The sequence below is a fragment of the Pseudomonas sp. LBUM1643 genome (genome assembly GCF_059716215.1).
In genome coordinates this window covers 3,820,455-3,846,390 of the sequence record NZ_CP166813.1, presented here as the reverse complement: position 1 = coordinate 3,846,390, position 25,936 = coordinate 3,820,455, and the positions used below count along the sequence as shown (strand labels likewise).

Here is a 25,936-nt window from a genome sequence, read left to right as displayed (position 1 = left end):
GCATATACATGTGCGCTTATACCAACCTGTATGTACAAGTGAATGCAAGTGAGGGGCCACAACCTGGATTGATGTTGATCATCGAAGCCTTAAAAACGGTGAAATGTGATTTAAATCAAATAGTTAAAAAAAAAGAAAAAATCACGCTCATAAGAGGACGTTTGAAAGTCCTGTTGCAACTTTGCGAATTTGGTCCGGGGGTGGTGAGCGTTACGTAACACTTTGGTGCGCGGTCAGTCTCGAAATGTCACCTTTCTGCCACTCGGGCCAGTGGCAGTAACAGTGTCAGTAGAAGAGGTGCAACAAAGGGCATGTCGAGCGGCAGGCGGGGGCCGCTCGATCAGTGATTCAGTTACCGAATTTGCCTTCCAGGCGATAACGCGAGCCGGGATAAACCAGGCGGGCGCAACCCACCTGACCCTTCGCCGCCCACGTCCGACGACGAATCAACAGGCACGGCTCATAGCGTTTGATCTGCAGCAGTTTGCACTCCGCGGCTTTGGCGTGGATCGATTCGACCACATGCTCGCCTTCGGTCAGTGGCGCCAACTGGATCAGGTAGGCGTAGGGCGTGACCCGGGTGAAGTCCTGCTGCAGGTAGGCCGGTGCCACTTCGGCATTGACGAAGCGTTCTTCGATCTGCACCGGCACACCGTTCTCGTGGTGCACCACCACCGAGTGGAACAGCCGCTTGACCCCCTCGAGCGGAAAGGGCATCGAAGCACGTGCACGCTCGGGCATTTCCTCGAGCACGATCACTTCGCAGCGATGCTCATGACCGCGAGCTTCAATCTCTTCCGCGATGTTGTGAATCTCGAAAAGCGCCGCATGCCCCTTGGGCTCCGCCACAAAAGTGCCGACGCCTTGCATCCGTACCAGTGAGCCCTCGATGGTCAACTCCCGCAGGGCCCGGTTGATGGTCATGCGACTCACGCCCAGCAGGTTCAGCAGTTCGCTTTCAGACGGGAGCTTGGAATTGGGCAGCCAGGCACCGGAGCGAATCTTCTGCATGATGATTTGCTTGACCCGCGCATACAGAGGCGAGGGGCTCTCGAGAGAGAAGGACTCGAGGGATGCAGTTTCCTCAATAGATTTGGCCACGTTGATTCCTGATGTGAAAAAGAATTGCTCCGACAAGCATGCGGGCTAGTTTACTCAGCTACGGGTGATACGCCTATGCGCAGACCAGGTGTCGACCTGAGGAGGGCTATGTCACCCCGTTGCCTTCTTCGAATGGGACGCCCCCAAAAAGTAAAACACACCACCCGCCACAATGAAGAGGGCGAGCATGTAGAAGATGCAGTGGGGCGGGTAGCTGGCCAGGACGATGCCGCACAGCACCGGGCCGAGGGCTGCGCCAAGGTTGGAGAGGTTTTGTGCGCCGTAGTACATGCCGCGCAAATGGTCGGGAGCGATTCGGTCGATGAACATGTATTCGGCGGGAAATACGATGATCTCGCCGACCGTGAAAATCGCCATGGACAGGACCCAGAGCAACAGGGTGGTCGACAGGGCAAAGCCCGCCACACCGACCATGAACAGACTCAGCCCCGCCGCCAGCCACAAATTCAGGTGTCGTTGGGAGATCCGTCTGCCAATGGCGTACTGCAGGGCAATCACCATCAGCGCATTGGTCGCCACCACGGCACTGATGATCTGGTAAGTGGTTTCCGGTGTCGTAGTAACCACCAGGTATTGCGAGAGATACGCCGTGAACTGGCCAAACACCACGGCGGTGAGCAGCCCGCCAAGGGTGAAACACACCAGCCGATAGTCCTTGAGCAACAGCTTTCCCACGGCCAGGAAGGGGGAGGTGTTTTGCGTTGCATCGATTGCAGTCACACCCCTATTGCCCCAAAAGAAATAGACCCCACAAAACCCTGCACCCAGCCCCGCAGACAACAGGAACGGCAAGCCGATATCCAGTTTCGCCAATCCGGCGCCAAGAAACGGGCCGACGGCATAGCCGACGTTGGTCAGCGTGTATTTGATCGAGAACACTTCGCTGCGATCGGTCACCGCCAGCAGGCTGCCAAAGCCGGATTTGACCGCGATTTCAATGACCGCGTAAGCCAGGTTGATCAACACCAGGCAGCCGTAGAACAGCCAAAGATCCCGAGCAAAAAACGTCCCGAGAAAACCCAGTGTGAATGCAACGCTGAAGCCCAGGATGAGCCGGTAACTGGACATCTTGTCGACCAGAAAACCGCCATACAGACTCAGCAACGATCCAATGATCAACGTGCTGCCAATGACCAGGCCGATATCGGCGACGCTCAGGCTGAAACTGCTGGAAAGGTAGATAACCAGATAGGGCAGGGTGATCGCTCGCGCCAGGGTCAATACAAAAGACGCCGACAGCAGCAATTTGATCGCTGCCGGGTAGTTTTTTAGCGTGGTGAGCATCCTTGCCTCGTCATTGAACAGGTGGTTTTCAGGGCGGTTGCAACTCGCATAACGTTGATTGATGCGCAGGAATCAAGCTTACTGGGGAATGCTGTTCTGATTAGTGACGTTTTTTATCGAATGGTCGGAACTGAATTCATGAGTATGGAACGTTTATGTTTTCCTCTGAGCGATTAAAGGGCATTGATGTATTTGTCTGCGTAGCCGATTCCGGCGGCTTCAAGGCAGCTGCCGAGCGGATGAATCTGACCGCGTCGGCCGTCAGCAAAAGCATCACTCGATTGGAGAGCCGGCTTGGCAGTCGGTTGTTTCACCGCACAACGAGAAGCTTGTCTCTGACGGATGCGGGCGTTGCGTTCTATCGAACATGCACGGGCGTGCTGGCCGACCTCGAAGAAGCCGAGCTGTCGCTGCACGCCGAAAACACCGAGCCTCGTGGCAGGGTTCGCATCGGCCTGCCAGGCGCGTTTGGCCGCTTGCAGGCACTTCCCGTCATTCTGAAGTTTGCCCGGGAGCACGCGCTGCTACTCCCCCACATTTCGTTTTCAGACCGTCTCATCGACCCCGTCGAAGAAGGCCTCGATATCGTCTTACGCATCGGTGGCTCGCCCCTGTGGCCCGCCACGTTGGGGCATCGCTACCTGGGCAACGAGTGGCATGTCTTCTGTGCGTCGCCTGAGTACCTGAGCAAATACGGCACCCCCATGACGGATCGCGATCTGGACCATCACCGGTGCATCGCCTACGGCTGGGCAGATGGCAGCGTCCACCCCTGGAGTTTTTCCGGGAGCAACCCAGGCGAGATTGAACGCCGGGTCGTACCTGCAAGCCTCGTCGTGGGCGATGGTGAAGGTCTGGTGATCGCGGTGTCGGCGGGGTGCGGTATCGCGCAGTTGCCGACGTGGTTGATCAAGCGTCAGCTTGAAGAGGGCACGTTGGTTGAAGTGCTACCGGACCGGGCAACCGACGGGCAGGCGATCAATCTGGTGTGGCCAAAAAGCCGTGAGCGGCTTGCGAAAGTCAGTGCTTTGCTGGAGGCACTTGCGGCAGGGTTGGTGCAGATTCAAGCGGGCAACACCAGGGTTGCCGCCTCGAGACGCTTATGAGACGTTGAGATGTTGCTAACTTTTAAGGACGATCATGGATATTCGACCGACGCAAACAAAGGACTGGATGCTTTTGAAGCAAGTCCGACTCGCCGCGCTCTTGGACACACCCACAGCGTTTGGCGTGAGTTACCAGACCGCCGCTTCCTACGATGACGAACAGTGGAAAGAGCGAGCATCATCAACCGGAACGTCATTCTGGTTGGCCCTCGACGGCGACAGACCTGTCGGAATGATCGGTGCCGCCGTCAGTAACGCGAACCGCTTCAACTTGATCGGAATGTGGATTGAGCCTGCCGCACGGGGCTCCGGAGTGGCCGTTCAACTGGTTGATGCCGTAAAGGCTCGCGCAGGGGAAAAGGGGTTTGATCGCGTTTTTCTCGATGTCTCTCCAGATAATGCGAGAGCTTGCGGCTTCTACCTGAAACAGGGGTTTATCTTCCTGGATGAATGGAAACCGCTGGAAAGTCATCCGCATATTACGGTTCAGACAATGTGCTGGCTGGGAGATTGAGTCACTGAGGGCTCGGCTGGCTGAAGGAATGGCAGGTTGTTTTCAACTTGCCGTCACAGACAGAGAATCGCCGTTTCCTGGCTTTCGCCAATGGCAGTAATCGGCCAGTCGCCAACACCCGCTATCGATCCTGATCGATCTGTCAGAGCGCTGGTAAAGCCTGGGCAACTTAAACGCTGCCCTCTCTTTCGATAACCAGAATCCGCGCTTCTCCACGAGGGTGCGCAACATGTTCACATCCAACCCCTGCGAAAAACACATCGCCTACCTCCAATGTTACGACCCGTTCAATGCCTGACTCGCGATAGTGCATATCTACCGTGCCGTCGAGGACTGCGAAAACCTCCTCACCATCATTGACATGCCACTTGTAGGGCTGGTCGGTCCAGTGGAGGCGAACGGTGGTTCCATCCATGTTCGTTATGTCGTGAGCACCCCAGGCGCGAGTGGCGGTGAAATCCTTGCTGCGAATAACCTTCATTGATGGTGTTTCTCGAATAAAGAGTGAATTCGTACCAATCTATCAGAAACGTGACCGTCCACTGCTGACCGAAAAGAGGCCGGACTGAGCGCCCGCTTTTGGCTGATTCTGTTGAAAAAGTCGGCCCTGGTTTCCACGTCAGAAAAGTACACGCTTGAGATTGAAATCTTTACTTTGAGTAGAGGGTTTCGGGCTCAGATTTCGCGTAGCTGCGCGCAAAAAGGCTTTTTTCAGCAGTCAGTATGCGGGCAGTCTGGAAGGACCGACTTTTTCAACAGAATCGGCCAATAGCTGCCTGTTTTAACCGGCTGAACTCGACCCAAAGCGGAATCCCATAATCCTGACTTAACCGATAACTGCGATGCTCTATGCCTTCACATTCACAGACGTGGCTATGCATACATACCCCGACAGGCCATGGCTAAGCGAGCCAAGGTCCATGCCGATAGATTGCTCACACCATAGTCAGGCTGACTTAACTTTTCGTAATGGAGATACACCGTGACCTATACCCAAACTCTGCAAGGAAAAGTGGCTTTCGTCCAAGGCGGCTCTCGCGGTATCGGCGCGGCCATCGTCAAACGCCTGGCCCGTGAAGGCGCGGCAGTGGCTTTCACCTATGTATCTTCTGCCGAGCGGGCCAATATTTTGGCCAGTGAAGTGATTGCGGCTAGTGGTAAGGCCCTTGCCCTCAAGGCCGACAGTGCTGATGCCGCAGCCGTGCAGCAGGCCATTCGCGCGGCAGTCGAGTACTTCGGCGGCCTGGATATTTTAGTCAACAACGCCGGCGTTCTTGCCTGGGGTAGCATCGAGGAGCTCACCCTGGAGCAGCTTGACCATACCCTAGCGGTCAACGTGCGCAGTGTATTCGTCGCCAGTCAGGAAGCTGCCAAGCACATGGTCGACGGCGGGCGCATCATCAATATCGGCAGCACCAACGCCGAGCGCATCCCGGTTGCCGGCGGCGCAGTTTACGCCATGAGCAAATCGGCGCTGGTCGGCTTAGCCAAAGGCATGGCCCGCGACCTAGGTCCGCGTTGTATCACCGTGAACAACGTGCAACCCGGTCCAGTGGACACCGAGATGAACCCCTCCGATGGCGAGGGCGCCGAGTACCTGAAAGGTCTGATGGCACTGGATCGCTACGGCAAGGCAGAAGAAATTGCCGGCTTTGTTGTCTACCTGGCCGGTCCGGAAGCAGGCTACATCACCGGGGCCAGCTTGACGATTGACGGTGGTTTCTCCGCTTAGTTCTTTGCAACATGGGGCCAGCTATTCGCTCGTCCCGGGTTGCCTCTATTTTTCCTACGCACCTGAATGGCTCCAATTGGCCGTTTTCTGCCCGTCGAGAGAGGCAGAAAACGACCCAGGCCGTACGTTCGACGATTGGCAGCTACCTGGCCACCAGAAAAAAGTTCGCCAAATGCACACTGTAGTTTTTATCTTCACCCCGTCTTACACACCAACCAAGCCCCCCAGAACAAGCTGCTGAAAAACCGGGTGGCGTCCCCGAACCCACCCTCATGCAGCAGCTTCTGAACCGCCGCCTCCGAATGGGGAGGGTCAGCGCCTTGCAGGATTTTCCCCAGCTTGGCTTTCACCTCATCCGCGCTCGCACCGTGCTGCCGCCACCGCTGACCCCAAGCAGCCAACAGTAACGGCTGGCTGGCATAAGCGTATTGATTGCCCGCCACAATCAGCGGCGCACCCGGCTTGAGATGAGCTCGAATGGATCGCAGGATCTGTCGCTTGGCGTCATCCCCTTCGAGATGATGAAAGACACCGATCAGGGTGGCTGCGTCGTATGACGCGTCGGCGGGCAGGTCTTCAACATGTCCAAGGTGCATGTCCGTTTTTTCAAGCAGGTTGTTGGCGGCTAACTGCTGCTTCGCTGCGTCCAGCATGGGCTCCGAAGGGTCAACAGCAGTGAAGCGCCAACCGGGCTCGAGCGTAGCCATCGCGATAATTTCCTGCGCCGTTCCGCCAGCGCCGACTACCAGAATCCTAGCCGCGTCTGTGGTGCCCAGGCTTGCTGCCAGCATGCACGCCGCCAGGTCCTGGCAGGCGTCATACCCCGCGAGTGCAATACGGCTTTGTCGTCCGTACTCATTGGCGCGTGAGGTATCGAATTTTTCAGCGGAGTTGAGCGTGGTTGATTTCAAGGCGGTTCTCCATGTCCTCAAATCAAGCTACGCCACAGAGCGCGATAACGAAAATTCATTAATTTCATGCCCTGCATTCCTGTGCGGAATGGAGGACGCAAGGCGCTTTGTTCCGCCCCGACTGATGGAGCCTTGTAGAGAAGTGATCCGCCATTTGCGATATGGCTTCGACGGCTGCTGACGCTGCTGTGGTCATCAGGCACCTCTCAAAAAATTATTCTCGTGTTTCCCACAGGATGAGAATGCGAGTCCAAAACTGATAATGGGTATTTATACTGAAGTCATGAACGACTCTGGAAGTAAAAGCACCGTCGATCGTGTCTTGCAGGTGTTGGCATGTGTGGCCAAGACCGGACAGCCGATAGGTGCCAAGCGCATAGCCTCGCAAGTGGGGATGCCGTTAAGTACGGTTTATCGACACTTGGCCGTCCTGAAGAAGTGGGGGCTGTTGCAGGAACACATGACCACCGGCCTCTTCGAGCCGGGGGCTACGGGCGTGCAGCTGGCCTGGGGTTTTGATCAGAATTCGAACCTGATCAACCAGAGCCGTGACGAAATCAGCGCCCTGGTGGAACGCAGCGGCGAGAGTGTCGGCCTGCTGGTGTACAGCAACGAGCAGATGCTCTGTATCGCCATGGAAGAGTGCAGCCGGTCGCTGCGCTGTTCATTCACCAAGGGTCGCGCGCATCCGTTGATGCACGGCGCCTCCGCAAAAAGCCTGATGGCTTTTCTGCCCAAAGAACTAAGCCAGCGCCTTATTCAGGAGCAGTTGGCTCATGAGCCGCAATCCCAGGAGGCCTTGGAGAAGGAGCTCGCCGAAATTCGCAAGAACCGTTTCGCAGTCAGCGAAAGTGAAGTCGACCTGGGCGTATGGGGGGTCAGTGTGCCGCTGATTTCACATGATGAAATTCTCCAAGGCACCATCACCTTGATGGCGCCTTCGTTAAGAGTCGGGCCACGCGCCGCTGAACTGATCAGTCTTACAAGAAAAGCCGGCAGCCGTATCTGCAATCGCTTCTAGCTGTCGGTTAACTAATGTTCTGACCACTTCAGAACTCACCCTCGCCGAGGACCTGTTGATGAAAGCTTCCAAGTTGTTTAGCCCGATTGCAGCGGTATTTACCCTGTTAAGCCTGTTCTGCTTGCCGACCCAGGCAGCGGACGAGGTGATGCGAGTCGGTACCGACGCCACGTTCCCACCGATGGAATTCATCAAGGACGGCCAACGGACGGGCTTCGATGTTGATTTGATCGAAGCCTTGGGCAAACAAATGGGCAAGAAGGTTGAATGGGTCGACATCGGCTTTAAAGGGCTGATTCCCGGGCTGATTTCCAACCGATTCGACGTGGCGGCCTCGGCCATTTACATGACCGACGAACGTCGCAAGGTCGTCAACTTCACCGACACCTACTACCGCGGCGGTCTGGCTGTGCTGGTCCTTAAGGACGACACCACGATCAATTCGCCCAAAGACCTGGTCGCGGGCAAGAAAGTCACCGCGCAGGTGGGCACTAAATCCATCGAGTTCCTGAAAAATAATTACCCGGCGGTCCAGGTTGTCGAAGTCGAGAAGAACCAGGCCATGTTCGACCTGCTGACCATTGGCCGGGTCAACGCTGCCGTTACCGGTCGGCCTGCGGCGGTGGAATACGCCAAGTCCGAGCCAAGGGTTCGGGTGCTCGATGAAGGCCTGACCACCGAGTTGTACGGTTTTGCCATCCGCAAAAACGACACCGAACTGGCCACGCAAATGAACCAGGCATTGCAAACATTGCGCAGCAACGGTGAATACGCAGCACTGACACAAAAGTGGTTCGGCACAACCAAAGAATAATGACCTGATAGCTGTCCAGCGCATTCGCGCCGGATGGCTTCGACAGGCTTAACGTGTGGAGTACATGTATGGACCTCGATTTTTCCCCGGTCTGGGCCGGCTGGCGCGCGCTCGCGGCGGGCACTGGTGTCACCCTTGAAATCACGGCAGCAGCGCTGGTACTGAGTTGTATTCTGGGACTGTTGATCGGCCTCGGTCGGCTGAACAAAGACCGCACCCTCATCTACGGTTTCTGCACCGTTTACCTGACGCTGGTGCGCGGTACGCCATTGCTGGTGCAGCTGTTCATCCTGTTCTTCGGCTTGCCGCATTTCGGCATTCAATTGCCCGCGTATGTGTGCGGCATCTTCGGCCTGGGCATCTACAGCGCGGCCTATGTGTCGGAAGTGGTCCGTGGCTCCATCCAGTCCGTCGAAAAAGGCCAGATGGAAGCCGCTCGCTCGCTGGGCTTGCCGTACCGCATGGCCATGCGCAAGGTCATCCTGCCTCAGGCGTTTGTGCGGATGATCCCTGCACTGGGTAACGAGTTCATCGCCTTGATCAAGAACTCTGCGCTGGTCTCGTTGTTGACCATTGCCGACGTCATGCACGAAGGCGAAAAAATCATCAGCGTGTCCTACCGCTCGCTGGAAGTGTACCTGGCCATCGCGCTCATTTATCTGATGCTCACCGGTACCACAACATTGATTCTGCGCAGAACTGAACAGATGCTGCGTGCGGACGGGAGAGCGTGATGAGTGCAACCATTATCGACATCAAGAACCTGAGCAAATCATTCGGTACTCATCAGGTCCTGCATAACATCGACTTCTCCGTGGAGACCAGCCAGGTCGTGGTGGTGATCGGGCCCAGCGGCTCCGGCAAAAGTACCTTCCTGCGCTGCATGAACGGCCTGGAAACTGCGGAAGGGGGCACGCTTCACGTGTGCGGTCACACCGTGGTGGAGCAGGGCAAGATGATGTCCGAAGCGAAGCTGGATGAAATGCGTAGCGAAGTCGGCATGGTCTTTCAGTCCTTCAATCTGTTCCCGCACCTGACGGTGTTGGAAAACGTCACGCTGGCACCCCTGTCCCTGCACAGGAAATCGCGCAAGGAAGCCCATGAGCAGGGCTTGCAGTTGCTCGATAAGGTGGGGCTGAAACACAAGGCCGATGTCTATCCCGGCACGTTGTCCGGTGGCCAGAAACAGCGAGTGGCGATTGCTCGCGCGCTGGCCATGGACCCCAAAGTGATGTTGTTCGATGAGCCGACCTCGGCCCTCGACCCGGAACTGGTGGGAGAGGTGTTGCAGGTCATGCAGACCCTGGCCGCAGAAGGGATGACGATGATCATCGTTACCCACGAGATGGGCTTTGCCCGGGAAGTGGCCGACGTGGTGGTGGTGATGGACCAGGGCGCAATCGTCGAGGCGGCGCCACCGGCTCAGTTGTTCACCGCACCCAAGGAAGCGCGCACCCGCAGCTTCCTGCAAAGCGTTCTCTCACGCGACGCTTCGCACGCCGGCTGATTGGCCCTTTCCTGTCTGTTTTTGCGAGGTTACCGTGGAACCCGATGTTGATGTGAACGCTCCCGTTGATCGCGATTCAAGCCCTGTTTCGGCTCATCGCAGCCTGTTTGCCGAACGTGCTCTGCTGCCGGATGGATGGCACAACAACGTGCTGTTGCGCTGGGATGAGTCCGGCGACCTGACCGAGATCCGTGTCGATGCCGACCGCAGCCCGGACATGCCGCTGGCGGATGGCCCCGTGGTCAGTGGTATGCCGAATCTGCATTCCCATGCGTTCCAGCGCGCCATGGCCGGCCTGACCGAAACCATGGGTGATCCGTCCGATTCGTTCTGGAGCTGGCGCACGTTGATGTACCGGTTCGCCCAGCGTTTGCAGCCGCAGCATTTGCACGCCATCGGCCGCCATCTCTACATCGAAATGCTCAAGGCCGGTTACACATCGGTGTGCGAGTTTCACTATGTGCACCATGGCGTTGCAGGGCAGCGCTATGACAATCCGGCAGAGCTTGCACAGCGCATCGTCAGCGCGGCGCAGGAGGTTGGCATCGGCATGACGTTGTTGCCGGTTCTCTATCAGTACAGCGGCTTTGGGCAGACCGAGCCGTTGGCCCACCAACAGCGTTTCATCTCGTCGCCAGACTGGATTCTGGAACTGCGTCAGCGGCTGAAGGCATCCATGCCCGAACACGCCAATCTGCGCTATGGCGTGGCGCCGCACTCATTGCGCGCCGTGTCCGAGGCCTCGCTGTCGACGCTGCTGAATGGTTTGAACGCCGATGACAACCAGGCGCCGATCCACATTCATATCGCCGAGCAGACCAAGGAAGTCGACGACTGCATCGCCACCCTCGGCGAGCGTCCGGTTGAATGGTTGTTGGCGCGTCAGCCCGTAGACAGTCGCTGGTGCCTGGTGCATGCGACGCACATGACCGATACCGAGTACGCCGACCTCGCTCGCAGTGGTGCGACCGCAGGCCTGTGCCTCACGACCGAGGCCAACCTGGGCGATGGTCTGTTCGATGCCCCACGGTACCTCGCGGCCAACGGTCGCTGGGGGATTGGTTCTGATAGCAATATCAGCGTCAACCCATGGTCCGAACTGCGTTTGCTGGAGTACGGCCAGCGCCTGCTGCACCGACGCCGCAACGTGCTGGCCGAGGTCAACGCGCCGGTAATCGCTGACCGATTGTTCAGCCAGGCGGTGATCGGCGGCGCCGCCGCAACCGGTCGGCGGGTAGCGGGATTGGCGGTAGGGCAGCGTGCCGACTTTGTGGTGATCGACCCCGAGGCACCGAATGTCGATCCGAACAATTCCCGACACCTGCTCTCTGCGCTGGTGTTCTGCGAGCACGGCGGTCAACCGGTTCGCGACGTTTTTGTCGGCGGCAATAAAGTCATCGACAACGGCCAGCACGCGCTGCAGGTCACCGCGCTGCATGACTACCGTGCCGCCCTTGCCGAATTGTTGAAGGAAGCCGTATGAGTTACGACGACGTATTTAGCCTGCACCAGGGCAGCGGCCCGCTGCTGATCTCAATGCCGCATGTGGGGACCCATCTGCCCGAGGACCTTCGTGGTCGATTCAGCCCCACCGGACTTGCCGTGGACGATACGGACTGGCACATCGAGTCGCTGTACGATTTCGCCAGCGCGATGGGCGCATCCGTCTTGCGGCCGTTGTGTTCCCGGTATGTGATCGACCTTAACCGCCCGGCCGACGGTGAAAACCTGTACCCCGGCCAGAACACCACCGGGCTGTGCCCGCTTACCACCTTCGACGGCGTGCCTCTGTACCTCGACGGTCAGGCACCCGACGCGGCGGAAACGGCGCGTCGACTTGAGCACTATTGGCAGCCCTATCATCGCGCTCTGCAGTCAGAGCTCGAACGAATCAAAGCCGCGCACGGTTATGCCTTGCTATGGGATGCCCATTCGATTCGATCGGTTATCCCCCATCTGTTCGATGGTGAACTGCCGGTGTTCAACTTCGGAACAGCCAACGGGATCTCGTGCGCGGCGGGCATCGCCGAAGCGCTGGTGGCCTCGGTCAAGGATGCCGCGCCGGACTTTCCCGCCGTGTTGAACGGTCGCTTCAAGGGCGGCCACATCACCCGCACTTACGGCAATCCTGCACAACGGGTGCATGCCATTCAGCTCGAGTTGGCGCAGCGCAGCTACATGCAGGAGGTCGCACCTTATGCGCTGGACGAGCCGTTGGGTGCCCGGCTGAAGCCGGTGCTGGCGTTGTTGGTGGAGCAGTTCCTGGCGTTTAAGCCAAGCTGAAACCGCCGGTTTCTCCAGTCTGCAGATCGTATGCAACCAATGCTTCTTGAATGGCGTCGAGGCTACAAACGAGCTCACCGTCACTGTTCCAGACGGCAGACTGACCGGCTGCAATATAGTCGTCGGCGGCGCCAATACAGTTGGCCATCAACACGGTCATGGAATGCTTTTTAGCAATCATCGGATAGTGGCTGCAGGCCGACTTAACGCCTCTCTCGGACTTGGCCACACTCGCCAGATAGACCTGAGCGCCTGACTCGGCAGCTCGTCCGGCATGGCTTGATTGCAATGACTCGTAGCAGATGGCGGGAGCCAGGATTACGTTGGCATGCTCAAGCACACACCCTTTAGTGCCTGGAGTGAAAAAAGGAAGTTCATCGGCATGCAGCTGCTGTTTTGAGTAGGCCGTGCGCGCCAGCCCTGGCTGGAAGGCAATCATGCTGATCTCGGTGCCTTGGGGTCCCTTCGTTGGCGCGCCCACGGCGATGAGCATGCCGTATTGATCGCTCAACACCTGGAACTCATCGAAACGGCCATCACTCGGGTGGACTGCCAGAGCCTCCGCCAGCCGTGGCTCGTAACCGGTGAGAGAGAGTTCGGGAAAGAGCAGCAGATTGGCACCTTGGCGCGCAGCCAGGTGAATGACATCAAGGTGTCTGGCGATGTTTTTTTCGATGTCGCCGGGTGTCGAACGTATTTGCACAGCAATCAGCTTCATATCCAGTCTTGCGTCCTGGTGTTGGGGCTAAGGTTTTTTTCTGACTCGCTCATCCTGGCGCTTTCGATAGGCCGTGCTGGATGAACGTCACTCCAGCAACGGCCACTCATGGCTATTCCATCGCTTCAGCCACACCCTGATCCTCGCCCAGAAACCCACCGCTCTGATGGTGCCACAGCCGCGCGTAGGTGCCGTTTTTGCGCAGCAGTTCGGCGTGGGTACCTTGTTCGATGATGCGTCCGTCATCCATGACAATCAGCCGATCCATGGCTGCGATCGTTGACAGCCGATGGGCGATGGCGATGACGGTTTTGCCCTGCATCATTTCATCGAGGCTTTCCTGAATGGCCACTTCGACTTCCGAGTCCAGAGCGCTGGTGGCTTCGTCAAGCAAGAGGATCGGGGCGTTCTTGAGCATCACCCGGGCAATCGCGACGCGTTGGCGCTGGCCGCCCGACAGTTTGATGCCGCGCTCACCCACCAGGGTGTCGTAGCCGGTATGGCCCTGGCGGTCGCTCAACTGGCTGATGAACCCATCGGCCTGGGCATTTTTCGCGGCCATGTGGATCTGCGCGTCGGTCGCATCCGGACGACCATAGGCGATGTTGTCACGGATGGATCGATGCAGGAGGGAGGTGTCCTGAGTGACCATGCCGATGGCGCTGCGCAGGCTGTCTTGGGTCACGTGAGCGATATTTTGACCGTCGATACGAATCTCACCGCTGTCCACGTCGTAGAAGCGCAGCAGCAGGTTGATCAGGGTGGATTTGCCCGCTCCGGAACGGCCGACCAGGCCGATTTTTTCGCCCGGACGGATGTTCAGGCTCAGGCCATCGAGCACCTGGCGTTCACCGTTGTAGTTGAAACCGACGTTGTCGAAGGTCACCGCGCCGCCGGCGGGCACCAGCACACCGGCGTTCGGCGCGTCCTGCACATTGGCGCCCTGGGTCAAGGTGGCCATGCCGTCCTGCACGGTGCCGATGCTCTCGAACAGCGAGGTCATTTGCCACATGATCCAGTGCGACATGCCATTAATACGCAACGCCATGGCAGTGATGGCCGCCACGGCACCGGCACCGACGTCGCCCTGGTGCCAGAGCCACAGGGCATAACCACCAGCGGCCATGATCAGCGCCACCACCAATGCCTGGTTGACGATCTCGAACTGGCTGACCAGGCGCATCTGGCGAAAACCGGTTTGCTTGAAGTCCTCCATCGCAGCGCGCGCGAAGTGCGCTTCACGATTGGAATGGGAGAACAGCTTCACCGTCGTGATGTTGGTGTAGGCGTCCGAGATACGCCCGGTCATCATCGATCGGGCATTGGCCTGTTCCTGGCCCACTTTCCCCAGGCGGGGCACGAAATACACCATGGCGAGCCCGAACAATGCGACCCACGCCACGAAGGGCAGCATCAGCTTCAGGGCGAAGCCGCCGGCCAGGGCGATGATGGCGATGAAGTACACGCCGATCCCGGGGGCGATTTCGATCAGGGTGAAGAGCACGTCGCGAACCGCCAGCGCAGTCTGCATCACCTTGGTCGTGACCCGACCGGAAAACTCATCGGAAAAAAACGAAAGGCTTTGCCGCAGCATCAGGCGATGGAAGTCCCAGCGCAGCCGCAACGGCAAATTGATCGCTAATATCTGGTGCTGCACCATGGTGCGCAACGCCACCAGCCCGACGCTGGCCACCATGACGATGCCCATGCCCCACAGCACGCGACTTTCCTGCGCCGCCGCATCGCCGCCTGCCTGCCAGGTCGAGAGCAGGTCCACGACCTGACCGAGGAAGGAAAACAACCAGGCTTCGTAGATCGACACGCCGGCACTGAGCAACGCAAAAGCAAGGATATAGCCGCGTGCGCCTCGGGTGCACGCCCACAGGAATCGCGCCAGGCCGTCGGGTGGCGGGGGTACCTCGTCAGGCGGAAAGGGGTCGAGTCTTCGTTCAAATGCCCGAAGCATGGTGGTCTCCAAAACGATCAAGTTAAGGGGATTCTGCCATCGAACGGTGGCTTTGAGGATTTTGCCGGTCAGAGGAGGGTAAATCGCGAGGCTGTTTTTGCCCCGAAGCTGGCGGGAGTGGCGGGGGCATGCCGGCGCCGTCTTACGCGGCACCGGCATTGCGATAAAGATCAGAGCGGGTTATTGCGGGTCGTCCGCAACCACCTTCCAGCTGTCATCCGGATCAAAGCGTTTCATCGCCTGCGCGAGTTTTTCGCTATCGGGCCCCAGGTCTTTCTCGAACACCTGGCCTTCATGGCTGATCATGAAACTCATGACGCCGGTGTCATCGTATTTCGCCGGCCAGGCAATCAGCGCAAAACCCCGGCTCATCTTGTCGCCGATCAGGTAACTGTAGGCGCCACCCGGGGCCGAGGGGCCTTGGCCATCAAGGATGCGAAAGCGGTAGCCATGCCAGTCTTCGCCCTCAATGATTTTGCCGAACGAGGGGCCTAACGGGCTGATCTGGTCCGTGTCGTCGTCCGCCCAATACAGTCCGTCGTGTTTGCCGGGGGTGCTGAAAATTTTCTGCGCGTACTCGAGCGCGCCGTCTCCGTCACGATCAACCGAGGCATATTCCATCTGGGCGTCGTGGTAGGCCAACACCGATTGCACTGCGGCGATTTCGTTGCGGCCAATGCGACGTACGCGGATTTCGGCATTTCCGGCCTTCATGTCGAAACGCCAACCCGCGGCTTCTTTTACCAAGGGTATTGGCAGCGTCCAGTGGTCATTGCCGACCGCCAGATGGGCTTTGTCGTCACCGGTTTTTTCGATCTGGTGTTGCTCCTTGTATTGCTTCAGGAACGCATCCACATCCTCGCGCTGCACACCCTCGCGCGGGACGAAATTTTGCCATTCGTCCCCCAGCAACTCGGTCAGGCGCGCCTTGTCGGCGTGCTCCGTCCCCAGGGCTTCGACGAACGCTTGCGCAGCCGCTTCCGGCGTTGGAAATGCCTGCTGTGCCGCTGCAACGCACGACCACAGCAAACCGGCCGCTATCGCGATGACCGTAGGAAGCACGCCCATGCCTATTTTCACTCCAGGATGATTGTTCACCGACGGCCCCCCTGCGAACGCGCTGGCGGACTGGATGGCCGACTGATCTGGTGACCCGATGGTCGAGAGGCCATTTGGCGTTGGGCTGAGGCCTGACTGGCCCGACCACGATTAACTTGGGCGTTGGCCTGTGACGGTGTCCGCGCGCCGGCAAATGCATTGTTGCGGGCACTGCCCGTGCTGGCGGCCGGGCGATTGTTGTTCGCCTGACGCGTCTGCGGGGTTCTTTCTGAACGCTGATTCGCCTGAGCCGTGCGGGGTTGCTGATTCTCACGAGTATTTCTGGCGGGGGTGCCCTGGCCTCGGTCCGCCGTCCCGGGTCTATCCGCACCGGCTTGCACCCGATTGCGATCATTGGTCTGGGCCTGAGCTTTACGCGTTTGATCCCGGGCTTCGCGGTTGCTGGTGGCTGGGCGCTCGATACCGTGCTTGTCCATGGAGTTGCGGGCATTTTCACGCGCCTGGGCACGTTGAGCGTTGTCCCCTCGGTAGGCCTCACGCTGATTGGCCCCGTTCAGTTGCCGACCGTACTGTTCGCGGCTTCTGCCGTCACGATAGGGAACGCCATTGCGATGAACCGGGTTGTGCTGCCATTTGTTCTGATTGTTGGTGATCTTGTTGTTGATATTGATGTTGTTATAGCGATTGACGTCGATGTCGACGTCGTTACTGCCCCAGTCACAGTTGCCCCACAAGGCACCGACGATTGCCACGCCGGTCCCGAATGCCAGCCCGGCCATCAATGCCTGGCCAGGGTAATAAGCGGGAGGAGGGGGATAGTACGCGGGAGGTGAGGCGGGGTAGGGCCAGGTGCCGTACGTGGTGGTCGGGTTATAAGTCGGTACGTAAACCACCTGCGGGTCGGCGGGCTGAATGATGATCGTGGCGGGTGCGGGTGCGGGTGCGGGTGCGGGTGCGGGTGCGGGTGCTGGGGCAGCCTTGGGTGCTGCAGCCGTCGGCGCGGGCGCGGGTGCCGCTGGTGCAATGTTCTGAATCGTCACGTTCTGATATTGGTTGGTCTGCAGGTTGCCAGCGGCCTGCGCCTGGCGACGCAAACGCTGAACGCCGTCCATGAGGTCGTCAGGTTGCGCCAGGAAGGCATCACCCAGGCGTTGTACCCAGACCGGATCCTGCCCCAGCGTTGCCAGGACCTGCGGGAAAGCGACCAGCGCTTGCACGCTCGGATCCCAAGGCTGGCTCGCCACCTGTTTGACCGCATCATCGCCCTTGGCGTCAGGGTGAGCTTTAGACCAGCTCACCGCGTCGGTGATTTCACCGGGGTAGGTGCTGGCCATCAGCACCTGTGCCAGCAACGGGTCGGGGTACAGCGCAATGGGTGCCAGCATCTGATCCAGCTGCTCCTGGGTAAACACTGGATCTTTGGCCACTGCGGCCACGGGCGCTGGATTGGCAGCGGCGGCCGGGGCAGTGGAGGGCTCTTGCGCCGACTGGGCCAGGGAGGCAGATCCGCTCAACAACAATACAGCTGACAACGCGTAAATTACTGGAATGCGCATTGCACCCCCTATGAGGTCAGGCAGGCTCGAAATGAGTAGATCAATGCCCGGCAGGTCGAGGCTGATTGGCTAGCCACAGCGCTCGGCCCCGATGCCGCTTGGTAATGGTAGCAAAGCTGTGATTTTTGCCAGTGATTCGTTGCTACGTTCGTCCGGAGTTGCCGAGATTCGACGAAGCCTGGGGACGACGGCAGATGCACAAGGGTATTCGTCAATACGTGAGCCGGCGCCCTGTCGGGATCTCCGCACGGGTCGACGTCCTTGAGCTGTATTACATAAAGGACTGCTATCTGTGCACGGCGCCGAAGGATTTCAAGGTCGCCTCACTGAGCCTGGACACCCAGTCCTATCGGCGCGAGATTGAAGCCGCTTCGGGTGATTATGGTGTCGACAAGGCGCTCGTCCGCGCAGTGATACATGCCGAATCGGCGTTTCGCCCCAACGCCATTTCCGTCGCCGGCGCCCAGGGGCTGATGCAGTTGATGCCCGCCACCGCCGAGCGTTTCGCGGTGAATGATCCGTTCGACGCACGACAGAACATTCGTGGCGGCGTGCGTTACCTGGCCTGGCTGCTCAAGCGCTTCAACGGCAACCAGATGCTGGCATTGGCAGGCTACAACGCTGGCGAAGCGTCCGTGGTCGAGTACAACGGGGTGCCTCCCTACGACGAGACGTAATCTTACGTCGCCCTCGTGCAGTCCTTGACTGAACGCTATCGCAACCATCGCTAGTCACACCGCCTTGCCAACCTTTGACTGCATAAACCGGGCGTCTTATTGAGGCGTGTGAACTTCAATCAAAACCCCTGCGTATATTGTTCGTCGCTGACCTGTTCCATCCAGTCGACCACTTTGCCGTCCAGCACTTCGGCAATGGCGATATGCGTCATGGCAGTGGTGGCGGTCGCGCCATGCCAGTGTTTGACATTCGGTGGAATCCACACCGTGTCGCCCGGTTTGATTGAACGAACCGGTTGCCCCAATGCTTGCACCAGGCCGGATCCCGCCGTGATGATCAAGGTTTGTCCTAGCGGGTGTGTGTGCCAGGTCGTGCGGGCACCGGGTTCAAAGGTCACGGTAGCGCCGCTGACCCGCGCCTCTTCTGTTCCCTTGAACGGCGCGTCGACACGCACAGTGCCGGTGAAGTAATCAGCTGGCCCAACGGCAGAGGGCTGCGATCCATTGGGATTAACGATGAGCATGGATTTTTCTCCTTCTGCGGGTACATCAAACGCGAGCAATGACAGCGACAACGCGGTGGCCGCGAGATTTTTCATGATGGATCCTCAAGGTCAGCTGACTCGGCGCGAGAGGCGAAATCTATCAGTTCCTCATTGATGTGATTAGACGCTAGAATTCGAAAAAACTTATGTGAGGCATTCATCAATGCTCAGGGAAAACGCCAGTGATCTGCTTGCCTTTCTTGCCGTCGCAAAGGAGCGCAGCTTCACCAAGGCCGCGGCCAGACTCGGGGTCTCTCAATCTGCGCTGAGCCACACGATTCGTGGCCTGGAGGCGCGCCTTGGACTGCGGTTGTTGACGCGTACCACACGCAGCGTTTCGCCTACCGAGGCGGGTGAGCGTCTGATAAGAAAGGTGGGGCCGCACTTCGAGGAAATCGAAATGGAGCTGGCTGGCCTGAGTGATCTGCGCGATACCCCGGCTGGCAATATCCGTATCAATGCGATGGACCATGTGCTGGATCAGATCATTCGGCCCGTGCTCAAAGACTTTCTTCCCAAATACCCCGATATATCGGTGGAAGTCTGCTGCGATTACAGCTTCGTCGACATCGCCGCACAGGGCTTTGATGCCGGGGTCAGGTTGGGCGAGGACGTGGCGGACGGCATGATTGCCACGCGTATCGGGCCGGATATGCGCATGTCGGTGGTTGGATCCCCTGACTATTTCGCCAACCGCGAATTGCCCAAGACGCCTCGGGCGCTGACCGATCACTTGTGCAATAACCTGCGCTTGCCTACCAACGGCGGGCTGTATGCCTGGGAGTTCGCCAAGGATGGCGAGCGTCTCAAGGTCCGTGTGTCAGGCCAGGTGACCTACAACGGCGTTTATCAGCTGTTGGCAGCAGCGCTGGATGGTTTCGGGTTGAGCTACGTGCCCCATGACCTGGTCGCGCCTCACCTCGGTTCCGGTCGCCTGATTCAGGTGCTGGAAGACTGGTCGCCATGGTTTTCCGGTTTCCACCTCTACTATCCGAGTCGACGTCAGTCGTCACCTGCATTTGCGTTGCTGGTGGATGCGTTGCGTTACAAGCAATAGGCCTCATTTGATCTGGGTACCCGGAACGAAAAATTTACCGGGATCATCGGCCTCCTTCAGGTCGATCAAGGCGCGGCAGACACAATGCGAGAATTGTTTTTGCAAGGTGTCGGGGTCTTTCCAGGCTATCTGCGAAGCTTGCAGGTGTTGGTTTTCCGGCGATTTATAACAGGCACAGTTATCAAGCCGGGTGATGCCGTCGTTGTTGCTCTGGCAAGCAGTGGTCAGCAAAGAGATCGCGATGAGCAAAACAAGGCGTTTCATTGACTCCCCTCCGAGACGGGTGTGAAAAGCTGACAAAGCGAGGCGCGATCTGCTGAACAAGCCTGGCAATAGAAGGAAGCTTAGCTGTCATTTTCCGTCGTTCAATCCATGACTGCTTTGGGTCCATTTCAAGACTCTCTGCTCAATGTTTGCTCGTAAGCCTGGGTCATCACCTCCCAGGTCCTGGGATCGGCGGGAATCAGATGCTCGATGCGCAATGAGGTCACGGTGATGTCCTGGGGCATGCCGAACGTCGTGAAGGTGGACAGGAAATTCAGCTCGCCCTGCGTGGAGGTGATCCGGGTCAGCATCAGCGGAGGCAGTTCGCTGGCCATGGGGGGAGGGCTGGCTGGGGCGGGCAGACTTTCCAGAATGCTGGCCAGCGCAGGGTTGACCAACGCCTCGCGGGAAGCGCGCTGCCAGGCGACGGTTCTGATTTCTTCGGCGTTGATCAGATGATCACCCAAGCCTCCAGGCTGCAGCAGCGTGACGAGGAGGTTCAGTCCCTCTGCTGCGTCGACCGGCAGTCCTACCAACCCGAACAGGACGGCAGTACTGGCGTTGGCGGCCAGGACTTCCCAGTGGCTGCCCAGCACAATCGCCGGTGCGGGATTGTTCGCGTGAAGCACGTGAGTGATTGCCCCTCTGACCGCGTCCATCGAGGGGGAGGTGAGTGCCGTCGCCTCGTAGCGAGGGGCGTAACCTGATGCCAGGAATACGCTGTTGCACTGATCCAGGGGCGCGTCCAGGCCCGTCAACAAATTGTGCAGCGTGCCGGGGCTCGGCTTGGCGCGGCCCGTTTCAATGCAACTCAAATGGCGTTGGGAAATTCCGGTGATCAGGGCGAGGTCGAGCTGGCTCAACCGGGCCTGTTGGCGTAGCTGGCGCAGTTGCGCGCCGGCGGTTGTCAGGGGTGTCGTGCGGGGAAAGGGGCGAGTGCTCATGGGTTGACTCTGGCAGTGCGGGTTGTTGGCGTCCATGACCTGTCAGGTCATTGAGGTCGGGGCGACGATAGCACTAACTTGCTCGTACCAATCACCCCGCTTGTTTGCAAAGGACTCCATGAAAAAACCTTATCTCGCGCTCATCACCTTGCTGGGATTTTCCCTCTACACGGCATGGACGCTCTGGCACGCCGAGCAATCGCTCATTGAATTCGGCCTTGCGCTCATGTCGAGCCCGGACACCGCGCAGGTCGTCATCGATCTCTATGTGCTCGCCTGCATGGCCTGCGTCTGGATGTACCGGGACGCACGTTCGAAAGGACGATCGTTCGCCTCGGTGCTGCCGTACGTCCTGCTCACGGCGATCTTCGTTTCAATCGGCCCGTTGCTCTACATCGTGATCAATGGATTGCCGCGCCAACCTCGGCCGGTGGGCAATCCTTGATGGGGAGCTTGTAATCAGATCGTCCGGTTACTTCGTTGCGAGGGGCTGAGCCAGGAATTCGGTGATCAGCGTTATGGTCTGCTGCTGGATCACGTCTCGCGGCCGAGCGCCGTCGCCATCCCGGCAAATCATGCCATCGCCCGGCGACGATTCTTCGATCAACGCCACCGCGCCAGGTTTGCAGATCGACATAAAACTGAAGTGGGTGGCGTCGCTGATTTCGACGTAGCGCGTCGACGCCTGGGGCAAGCGCTTGGCCAGGTGGGCGGACTCCAGATGAGCGGGAAGGTCTTCAGACGGCACACCGGCTGCAATCACCAGCGTCGGTACCGACAGCGCCGCAAGGCTTTCGTCCGTCATCCCGCGTGACAGGCCCAGGTCCAGTGAAACGATGGCGCTGACGCGTTTATCGCTCAAGTCCGCGGCCAGTCGGGTCTTCGATGCCGGGGAGCTGGCAGGGTTTATTTTTTGGTAGACCGCGCAAGGGACCAATGTCGGATGGGCTCCGCAGTCCTGGGTGAAAAGGTCCGGGTCGAAACGTGCACCCGCGATTTCCAGCGCGGTCCAGCCACCGAGTGAATGGCCCACTACGGCAATTCGGCGCTTCGCGACCACGCCAAATTTTTCCGGCTGTGCGGTGACCGCATCAATGGCACGGCTCAGGTCAGCGGGGCGCAGCCATAACTGCGCCGCCGCTTCAGGACTACGGTCCTTGCTGGTGGTGCCAGGGTGGTTGACTGCCGCCACGATGTAACCCTTGTGGGCCAGTGCGCTGGCCAGCCACACCTGATTACCCCAATTGCCCCAGACACCGTGAGAGAGCACCACCAAAGGATGCTCGCCGGTGGCCGGGGGGGCGTCTTGAACGGCGAGGGCGCCGAAAAATACTGGATTGTCGGAAATCAACTGCGGGGGCGAGGTCGTTGGACTGGGGTACCAGACGACCATTTCAAGTGGCCGGTCAGTGTGTAGATCTGGGAGCGTAGAGGCCCGGAAGCCGACGAGGTTTTCGTCAGCAAGCACGCTCGTACTGAGGCAGACGAGCAACAGGGCGCCGAGAGTTTTCTTCATTATTTTTATCTTCCTTGATTGGACTGACTCATCAATGCCCGAGACCACCGTCAGGCGCATTTCCATCTCGAACGCGGGGGGACGATAGTAGCCAGCCCAACGCGTTAATCAAAGAGGCTGCACTTTGTTTCAACGTTTTCTGTGTTCGCTGTCCGTTTAAGCCTGTCCTTGAAGGAAAACCGGTGGCTATGCGTCGTTGTTGATCAGCGCCGGAATGTCGGCGGGCACGAGGAGCGCGAGGACGATAGCAGCGGTGGATGACAGGTTTGTGACGCTTGAGGTCTCTGCGTTTTTTCAGGGGATCACTGCCGATTGCAACTTAAGCAAACAAAACTATTGAAAAAAACCGTTATAAGCCTTAAACGGAATGCGTGCCGGCACATTGCTTGCTATCCATAAGCGGTATCGCCATTTTCTGGCTCAGGGAGCGTTGATGAGTTCTAGTCCATTGCAAGACGCTCCTCGGCAATCGAGCGCGTACGACGTTGACGCTTCTCAGCGGAAAAGGAATTCGGATACGGTCGGCATGGCCCTGGCGAGTGGACATGACACGGTCCAGCGGTTGCTCGACTCGGCGCGTAACGGCCTCCACACCGGCGCCTGGGTGGTGTACCGCGCCGGTGAGCAACTGCATTTGATCGGGCAGGGCGATCCGCAGGTGCCGTGGCCGGCCATCGTTCTGAATGACGAGTTTGAAGTTTTTTGCCAGACCCGGCGTTTGCACCGCTGGCCGACCGGTAAAGGCGAAACGGTGCTCGGCTGGTTGCTTGCACCCCTCGACGATGCGGCAGACCCCGCGCTCGCCGAGTTCGCCCAGCGGCTGGGCATCGAAGTCCAGACCAACACCCTTGCCCGCGCGCAGATCACTCAGCGTGTCCTCTATGAAATCACTTATCTGGCCAGCTCGACCCGCGATCGATCGGTGTTCCTGGTGGGCGTCCACCGCCTGCTGGCCAGCCTGATTGATGCCGAGAACTTCTATCTCGCGCTGTATGACCCGCACACTGGAAAGATCGACTACCCGTATTACGTCGACATCATCGACGTGGATGCCGTGGAGGCCGAGCACTACGAATACCTGGACGTTTCGCACTTGTCGTTGACGGGCCAGGTGCTGACTACCGGCCAGCCGTTGCTGATCGATGCTGCCGGCATCATCGCGGCGCAGGCCGATGGCCGTTTTTACTGCGTGGGTGATCGTCCCGAGTTCTGGATGGGCGCACCGCTGAAAAACGCCTCCGATGAAGTGTTTGGCATGCTTGCCATGCAGGTCTACGACGTGTCCCGTACCTACAGCGCTGAAGACCGTGCGCTGTTCCTGGTGGTGGCCCGGCACGTGGCCATGGCGCTGGACCGGATTCTGCACCGGGAGGACCTGGAAGCGACGGTCATGCGCCGTACCCTGGAGCTTTCGGCACTGAACGACGAACTGAGGCAGGAAGTGGCCGAGCGCGAGCGCGCCGAGCATCTGCAGAGCGCGCTGTTCCAGATCGCCGAACTGTCGAGCCGGCCCGGCGACATGACCGAGTTGTTCCAGACCTTGCATGGCATCGTCGGTGATCTGCTGTTCGCTCAGAATTTCTACATTGCGCTGTTCGACGACGCGACCACTGAAGTGACCTTCCCGTACTACGTCGATGAGCGGCAAACCACCTGCCCGGTTGCACGCCGAGGGCGTCGGGGCCTGACCGAGTACGTAATTCGTCAGCGCCGTCCCTGCCTGATTGACTCCAACGAGGCTGAGCGCTTGTCGCTCAGCGGTGAAGCGGATCTGGCCGATGAGTATGTCCGGTCCTATTCCTGGCTGGGCATTCCCTTGTTCGATGGCGACGTGGTGCGGGGCGTGCTCGCGGTGCAAAGCTATACCTCGCAGGTGCGCTATACCCTGCGTGATCAGGAACTGCTGACGTTCGTGTCGCGGCACATTGATACCGCGTTGTCGCGTCGTACGGCCGCCGAAGCGATCCACGCCGCCAACCTCAAGCTCGAAGCCAGGGTGCAGAACCGAACCCGCGAGCTCGACCACGCCAATGCCAAGCTGCAACACGAAAACTCTCACGACGCGCTGACCGGGCTGCCGAATCGTACCTGCCTGCAACAGCGACTCAGCCTCGCCTGGTCACGGTTTGGCAGCGAAGGTGGGCACCTGGCGGTGATGTTCATCGACCTCGACCGTTTCAAGTTGGTCAACGACAGCCTCGGCCATCATTTTGGCGACCTGCTGTTGATGCAGGCGGCCCACCGTTTGCGCGGTTGCTTGCGCGAGACCGACTTGCTGGCGCGTCTGGGCGGCGATGAATTCTCGGTGCTCGCGCCGGAGGCTCCGCTGGACGTGGTGATCGAAATCGCCGAGCGAATTCTGGTGGCGTTTGACCTGCCGTTCTTCATCAATGGCCATGAAGTTTTTTCGTCGTGCAGCATCGGTATTGTCAGCGCCGACAGTCAGTTCCATCACGAGCCGGCGGATTTGCTGCGTGATGCCGATGCGGCGATGTACCGGGTCAAGAGTGCCGGGCGTGACAGCTATGCCGTGTTCAATCAGGAAGTGCGCCGTGAGGTCTCGGACCAGGTCGAGCGGGAAGGGGCCTTGCGCAACGCGCTCAAACGGACGGACGAATTGCTGCCGTATTTCCAGCCAATAGTCAGCGTTGAAACCGGTGAATTATTGGCCCTTGAAGCGCTGATTCGCTGGCATCAGCCAGGGGGTAGGGTGATCGCCCCGGGCGACTTCCTTCCGGATGTCGAGGGCCTGCGTCTGATTGGTCGCCTGGACCTGTACATGCTCAACAGCATTGCATCGATACTCGCCCAGCCCGAGCACGCCAACTGGCCTGCGGTGCACGTCAATTGCTCGAGCTACAGCATGACCCGCCCGGACTTTGCCAGTGACGTCCTGGCACTGTTGGCCAGGCATCAAGTTGTACCTTCGCGCATCTGTCTGGAGTTGACCGAAGGCGCACTGGTGGCGGAACCGACCATCGCCCGACTGACCATGCAGCAATTGGCCGACAACGGCATGTCGGTAGTGCTAGATGACTTCGGTGCAGGGTTTTCATCCCTGAGCTATGTGCATCAATACCGCTTCAGCGGCTTGAAAATCGACAAGTCGTTCATCCTCGAACTGACCACCAGCGCCCGCAGTCGCGCGATCGTCCGGGCGATTGTGCGCATGGCCGAATCGCTGGACCTCAGCGTGGTGGCCGAAGGCGTCGAAGATCAAGCGACCCTGGACCTGCTACGGGAAATGGGCGCCACGCAAGCCCAGGGTTATTACTTCGCCAAGCCGATGGGTTTGGAGGAATTGTTAGTCATGTTGCCGGCGGCCCCTGTGTCTGTTTGA

Annotated in this window: 25 protein-coding genes and 1 pseudogene; 14 read left to right on the top strand and 12 right to left on the bottom strand. The window is 58.9% G+C overall.

Going from position 1 to position 25,936, the window contains the following annotated elements:
* Positions 1-8 precede the first annotated feature (8 nt).
* The gene (locus ACA063_RS17190; RefSeq protein ID WP_497662628.1) at positions 9-218 is read left to right on the top strand and encodes a hypothetical protein; all 210 of its coding nucleotides are present in this window, start codon (positions 9-11) and stop codon (positions 216-218) included.
* A 130-nt stretch (positions 219-348) separates the two neighbouring features.
* Here ACA063_RS17190 and hutC read toward each other — a convergent pair whose 3' ends face one another.
* Both hutC and ACA063_RS17180 read right to left on the bottom strand, forming a co-directional pair.
* The gene (hutC, locus tag ACA063_RS17185) at positions 349-1,101 is read right to left on the bottom strand and encodes a histidine utilization transcriptional repressor HutC (RefSeq protein WP_497662627.1); all 753 of its coding nucleotides are present in this window, start codon (positions 1,099-1,101) and stop codon (positions 349-351) included.
* 111 nt (positions 1,102-1,212) lie between these two features.
* Positions 1,213-2,406: an MFS transporter gene (locus ACA063_RS17180; RefSeq protein ID WP_497662626.1), complete on the bottom strand. Its 1,194-nt coding sequence runs from the start codon at positions 2,404-2,406 to the stop codon at positions 1,213-1,215.
* Positions 2,407-2,561: 155 nt separating this feature from the next.
* Between ACA063_RS17180 and ACA063_RS17175 the strand changes: the two genes are divergently transcribed.
* Positions 2,562-3,512 (top strand): LysR family transcriptional regulator, encoded by a 951-nt coding sequence (locus ACA063_RS17175; protein ID WP_497662625.1) that lies wholly within the window; start codon positions 2,562-2,564, stop codon positions 3,510-3,512.
* A gap of 34 nt (positions 3,513-3,546) precedes the next feature.
* The gene (locus ACA063_RS17170) at positions 3,547-4,026 is read left to right on the top strand and encodes a GNAT family N-acetyltransferase (protein WP_497662624.1); all 480 of its coding nucleotides are present in this window, start codon (positions 3,547-3,549) and stop codon (positions 4,024-4,026) included.
* Positions 4,027-4,195: 169 nt separating this feature from the next.
* Here the strand turns inward: ACA063_RS17170 and ACA063_RS17165 are convergent, their stop codons facing one another.
* Positions 4,196-4,507 (bottom strand): cupin domain-containing protein, encoded by a 312-nt coding sequence (locus ACA063_RS17165; protein WP_497662623.1) that lies wholly within the window; start codon positions 4,505-4,507, stop codon positions 4,196-4,198.
* A gap of 501 nt (positions 4,508-5,008) precedes the next feature.
* On the opposite strand from ACA063_RS17165, the gene ACA063_RS17160 reads away from it, so the two are divergent.
* On the top strand, positions 5,009-5,758 hold the full coding sequence (locus ACA063_RS17160) for a 3-oxoacyl-ACP reductase family protein (RefSeq protein ID WP_497662622.1): 750 nt from the start codon (positions 5,009-5,011) through the stop codon (positions 5,756-5,758).
* Between the two features lie 194 nt (positions 5,759-5,952).
* On the opposite strand, the gene ACA063_RS17155 is transcribed toward ACA063_RS17160, so the two are convergent.
* The gene (locus ACA063_RS17155) at positions 5,953-6,669 is read right to left on the bottom strand and encodes a class I SAM-dependent methyltransferase (protein WP_497662621.1); all 717 of its coding nucleotides are present in this window, start codon (positions 6,667-6,669) and stop codon (positions 5,953-5,955) included.
* 262 nt (positions 6,670-6,931) lie between these two features.
* Here ACA063_RS17155 and ACA063_RS17150 point away from each other — a divergent pair, with 262 nt between their 5' ends.
* The 6 genes from ACA063_RS17150 to hutG all read left to right on the top strand — a co-directional run bounded on the left by ACA063_RS17150 (position 6,932) and on the right by hutG (position 12,294).
* On the top strand, positions 6,932-7,690 hold the full coding sequence (locus tag ACA063_RS17150) for an IclR family transcriptional regulator (RefSeq protein WP_497662620.1): 759 nt from the start codon (positions 6,932-6,934) through the stop codon (positions 7,688-7,690).
* Positions 7,691-7,748: 58 nt separating this feature from the next.
* Positions 7,749-8,504, top strand: a complete 756-nt coding sequence (locus ACA063_RS17145) for a transporter substrate-binding domain-containing protein (RefSeq protein ID WP_497662619.1) — start codon at positions 7,749-7,751, stop codon at positions 8,502-8,504.
* A gap of 68 nt (positions 8,505-8,572) precedes the next feature.
* On the top strand, positions 8,573-9,238 hold the full coding sequence (locus tag ACA063_RS17140; RefSeq protein WP_497662618.1) for an amino acid ABC transporter permease: 666 nt from the start codon (positions 8,573-8,575) through the stop codon (positions 9,236-9,238).
* 11 nt (positions 9,239-9,249) lie between these two features.
* Positions 9,250-10,011: an amino acid ABC transporter ATP-binding protein gene (locus tag ACA063_RS17135; protein WP_497666542.1), complete on the top strand. Its 762-nt coding sequence runs from the start codon at positions 9,250-9,252 to the stop codon at positions 10,009-10,011.
* Between the two features lie 52 nt (positions 10,012-10,063).
* Positions 10,064-11,494: a formimidoylglutamate deiminase gene (locus ACA063_RS17130; RefSeq protein ID WP_497662617.1), complete on the top strand. Its 1,431-nt coding sequence runs from the start codon at positions 10,064-10,066 to the stop codon at positions 11,492-11,494.
* The gene (gene hutG / locus ACA063_RS17125) at positions 11,491-12,294 is read left to right on the top strand and encodes an N-formylglutamate deformylase (RefSeq protein WP_497662616.1); all 804 of its coding nucleotides are present in this window, start codon (positions 11,491-11,493) and stop codon (positions 12,292-12,294) included. The genes ACA063_RS17130 and hutG overlap by 4 nt, the downstream gene beginning before the upstream one ends.
* On the opposite strand, the gene ACA063_RS17120 is transcribed toward hutG, so the two are convergent.
* The 4 genes from ACA063_RS17120 to ACA063_RS17105 form a co-directional block, all read right to left on the bottom strand.
* Positions 12,281-13,012, bottom strand: a complete 732-nt coding sequence (locus tag ACA063_RS17120) for a carbon-nitrogen hydrolase family protein (RefSeq protein ID WP_497662615.1) — start codon at positions 13,010-13,012, stop codon at positions 12,281-12,283. The two genes, hutG and ACA063_RS17120, sit on opposite strands and share 14 nt — an antisense overlap.
* A 112-nt stretch (positions 13,013-13,124) precedes the next feature.
* Positions 13,125-14,978, bottom strand: a complete 1,854-nt coding sequence (locus ACA063_RS17115; RefSeq protein WP_497662614.1) for an ABC transporter ATP-binding protein — start codon at positions 14,976-14,978, stop codon at positions 13,125-13,127.
* Between the two features lie 180 nt (positions 14,979-15,158).
* Entirely contained in the window at positions 15,159-16,046 is an 888-nt protein-coding gene (locus tag ACA063_RS17110; RefSeq protein WP_497662613.1) for a DUF2950 domain-containing protein, read from the bottom strand.
* 26 nt (positions 16,047-16,072) lie between these two features.
* On the bottom strand, positions 16,073-17,593 hold the full coding sequence (locus tag ACA063_RS17105; RefSeq protein ID WP_497662612.1) for a DUF3300 domain-containing protein: 1,521 nt from the start codon (positions 17,591-17,593) through the stop codon (positions 16,073-16,075).
* 194 nt (positions 17,594-17,787) lie between these two features.
* Here ACA063_RS17105 and ACA063_RS17100 point away from each other — a divergent pair.
* Positions 17,788-18,270 (top strand): annotated as a pseudogene (locus tag ACA063_RS17100) (lytic transglycosylase domain-containing protein); the annotation flags it as partial.
* A gap of 119 nt (positions 18,271-18,389) precedes the next feature.
* Here the strand turns inward: ACA063_RS17100 and ACA063_RS17095 are convergent.
* Entirely contained in the window at positions 18,390-18,869 is a 480-nt protein-coding gene (locus ACA063_RS17095; RefSeq protein WP_497662611.1) for a (R)-mandelonitrile lyase, read from the bottom strand.
* A 109-nt stretch (positions 18,870-18,978) separates the two neighbouring features.
* Between ACA063_RS17095 and ACA063_RS17090 the strand changes: the two genes are divergently transcribed.
* Positions 18,979-19,872 (top strand): LysR family transcriptional regulator, encoded by an 894-nt coding sequence (locus tag ACA063_RS17090; protein ID WP_497662610.1) that lies wholly within the window; start codon positions 18,979-18,981, stop codon positions 19,870-19,872.
* A 3-nt stretch (positions 19,873-19,875) separates the two neighbouring features.
* Here the strand turns inward: ACA063_RS17090 and ACA063_RS17085 are convergent, their stop codons facing one another.
* The gene (locus tag ACA063_RS17085; protein ID WP_194691902.1) at positions 19,876-20,136 is read right to left on the bottom strand and encodes a hypothetical protein; all 261 of its coding nucleotides are present in this window, start codon (positions 20,134-20,136) and stop codon (positions 19,876-19,878) included.
* 128 nt (positions 20,137-20,264) lie between these two features.
* The gene (locus ACA063_RS17080) at positions 20,265-21,080 is read right to left on the bottom strand and encodes a helix-turn-helix domain-containing protein (protein WP_497662609.1); all 816 of its coding nucleotides are present in this window, start codon (positions 21,078-21,080) and stop codon (positions 20,265-20,267) included.
* Positions 21,081-21,198: 118 nt separating this feature from the next.
* Between ACA063_RS17080 and ACA063_RS17075 the strand changes: the two genes are divergently transcribed.
* Positions 21,199-21,525, top strand: coding sequence for a DUF2834 domain-containing protein (locus ACA063_RS17075; protein WP_497662608.1), 327 nt, complete (start codon positions 21,199-21,201; stop codon positions 21,523-21,525).
* 27 nt (positions 21,526-21,552) lie between these two features.
* On the opposite strand, the gene ACA063_RS17070 is transcribed toward ACA063_RS17075, so the two are convergent.
* Positions 21,553-22,596, bottom strand: a complete 1,044-nt coding sequence (locus ACA063_RS17070; RefSeq protein ID WP_497662607.1) for an alpha/beta hydrolase family protein — start codon at positions 22,594-22,596, stop codon at positions 21,553-21,555.
* A gap of 433 nt (positions 22,597-23,029) precedes the next feature.
* On the opposite strand from ACA063_RS17070, the gene ACA063_RS17065 reads away from it, so the two are divergent.
* Positions 23,030-25,936 carry an EAL domain-containing protein gene (locus ACA063_RS17065; protein ID WP_497662606.1) on the top strand — a complete coding sequence of 969 codons (2,907 nt, stop codon included), beginning with the start codon at positions 23,030-23,032 and terminating at the stop codon, positions 25,934-25,936.

Excerpts from the sequence above, each read along its gene's own strand:
- ACA063_RS17175 (WP_497662625.1), top strand. The coding sequence starts at position 2,562 with ATGTTTTCCTCTGAGCGATTAAAGGGCATTGATGTATTTGTCTGCGTA.
- ACA063_RS17190 (WP_497662628.1), top strand. The coding sequence starts at position 9 with ATGTGCGCTTATACCAACCTGTATGTACAAGTGAATGCAAGTGAGGGG.
- ACA063_RS17120 (WP_497662615.1), bottom strand. The coding sequence starts at position 13,012 with ATGAAGCTGATTGCTGTGCAAATACGTTCGACACCCGGCGACATCGAA.
- ACA063_RS17140 (WP_497662618.1), top strand. The coding sequence starts at position 8,573 with ATGGACCTCGATTTTTCCCCGGTCTGGGCCGGCTGGCGCGCGCTCGCG.
- ACA063_RS17070 (WP_497662607.1), bottom strand. The coding sequence starts at position 22,596 with ATGAAGAAAACTCTCGGCGCCCTGTTGCTCGTCTGCCTCAGTACGAGC.
- ACA063_RS17115 (WP_497662614.1), bottom strand. The coding sequence starts at position 14,978 with ATGCTTCGGGCATTTGAACGAAGACTCGACCCCTTTCCGCCTGACGAG.
- ACA063_RS17180 (WP_497662626.1), bottom strand. The coding sequence starts at position 2,406 with ATGCTCACCACGCTAAAAAACTACCCGGCAGCGATCAAATTGCTGCTG.
- ACA063_RS17085 (WP_194691902.1), bottom strand. The coding sequence starts at position 20,136 with ATGAAACGCCTTGTTTTGCTCATCGCGATCTCTTTGCTGACCACTGCT.
- ACA063_RS17150 (WP_497662620.1), top strand. The coding sequence starts at position 6,932 with ATGGGTATTTATACTGAAGTCATGAACGACTCTGGAAGTAAAAGCACC.
- ACA063_RS17170 (WP_497662624.1), top strand. The coding sequence starts at position 3,547 with ATGGATATTCGACCGACGCAAACAAAGGACTGGATGCTTTTGAAGCAA.
- ACA063_RS17110 (WP_497662613.1), bottom strand. The coding sequence starts at position 16,046 with ATGGGCGTGCTTCCTACGGTCATCGCGATAGCGGCCGGTTTGCTGTGG.
- ACA063_RS17065 (WP_497662606.1), top strand. The coding sequence starts at position 23,030 with ATGAGTTCTAGTCCATTGCAAGACGCTCCTCGGCAATCGAGCGCGTAC.
- ACA063_RS17095 (WP_497662611.1), bottom strand. The coding sequence starts at position 18,869 with ATGAAAAATCTCGCGGCCACCGCGTTGTCGCTGTCATTGCTCGCGTTT.
- ACA063_RS17090 (WP_497662610.1), top strand. The coding sequence starts at position 18,979 with ATGCTCAGGGAAAACGCCAGTGATCTGCTTGCCTTTCTTGCCGTCGCA.
- ACA063_RS17080 (WP_497662609.1), bottom strand. The coding sequence starts at position 21,080 with ATGAGCACTCGCCCCTTTCCCCGCACGACACCCCTGACAACCGCCGGC.
- hutG (WP_497662616.1), top strand. The coding sequence starts at position 11,491 with ATGAGTTACGACGACGTATTTAGCCTGCACCAGGGCAGCGGCCCGCTG.
- ACA063_RS17105 (WP_497662612.1), bottom strand. The coding sequence starts at position 17,593 with ATGCGCATTCCAGTAATTTACGCGTTGTCAGCTGTATTGTTGTTGAGC.
- ACA063_RS17145 (WP_497662619.1), top strand. The coding sequence starts at position 7,749 with ATGAAAGCTTCCAAGTTGTTTAGCCCGATTGCAGCGGTATTTACCCTG.
- ACA063_RS17165 (WP_497662623.1), bottom strand. The coding sequence starts at position 4,507 with ATGAAGGTTATTCGCAGCAAGGATTTCACCGCCACTCGCGCCTGGGGT.
- ACA063_RS17075 (WP_497662608.1), top strand. The coding sequence starts at position 21,199 with ATGAAAAAACCTTATCTCGCGCTCATCACCTTGCTGGGATTTTCCCTC.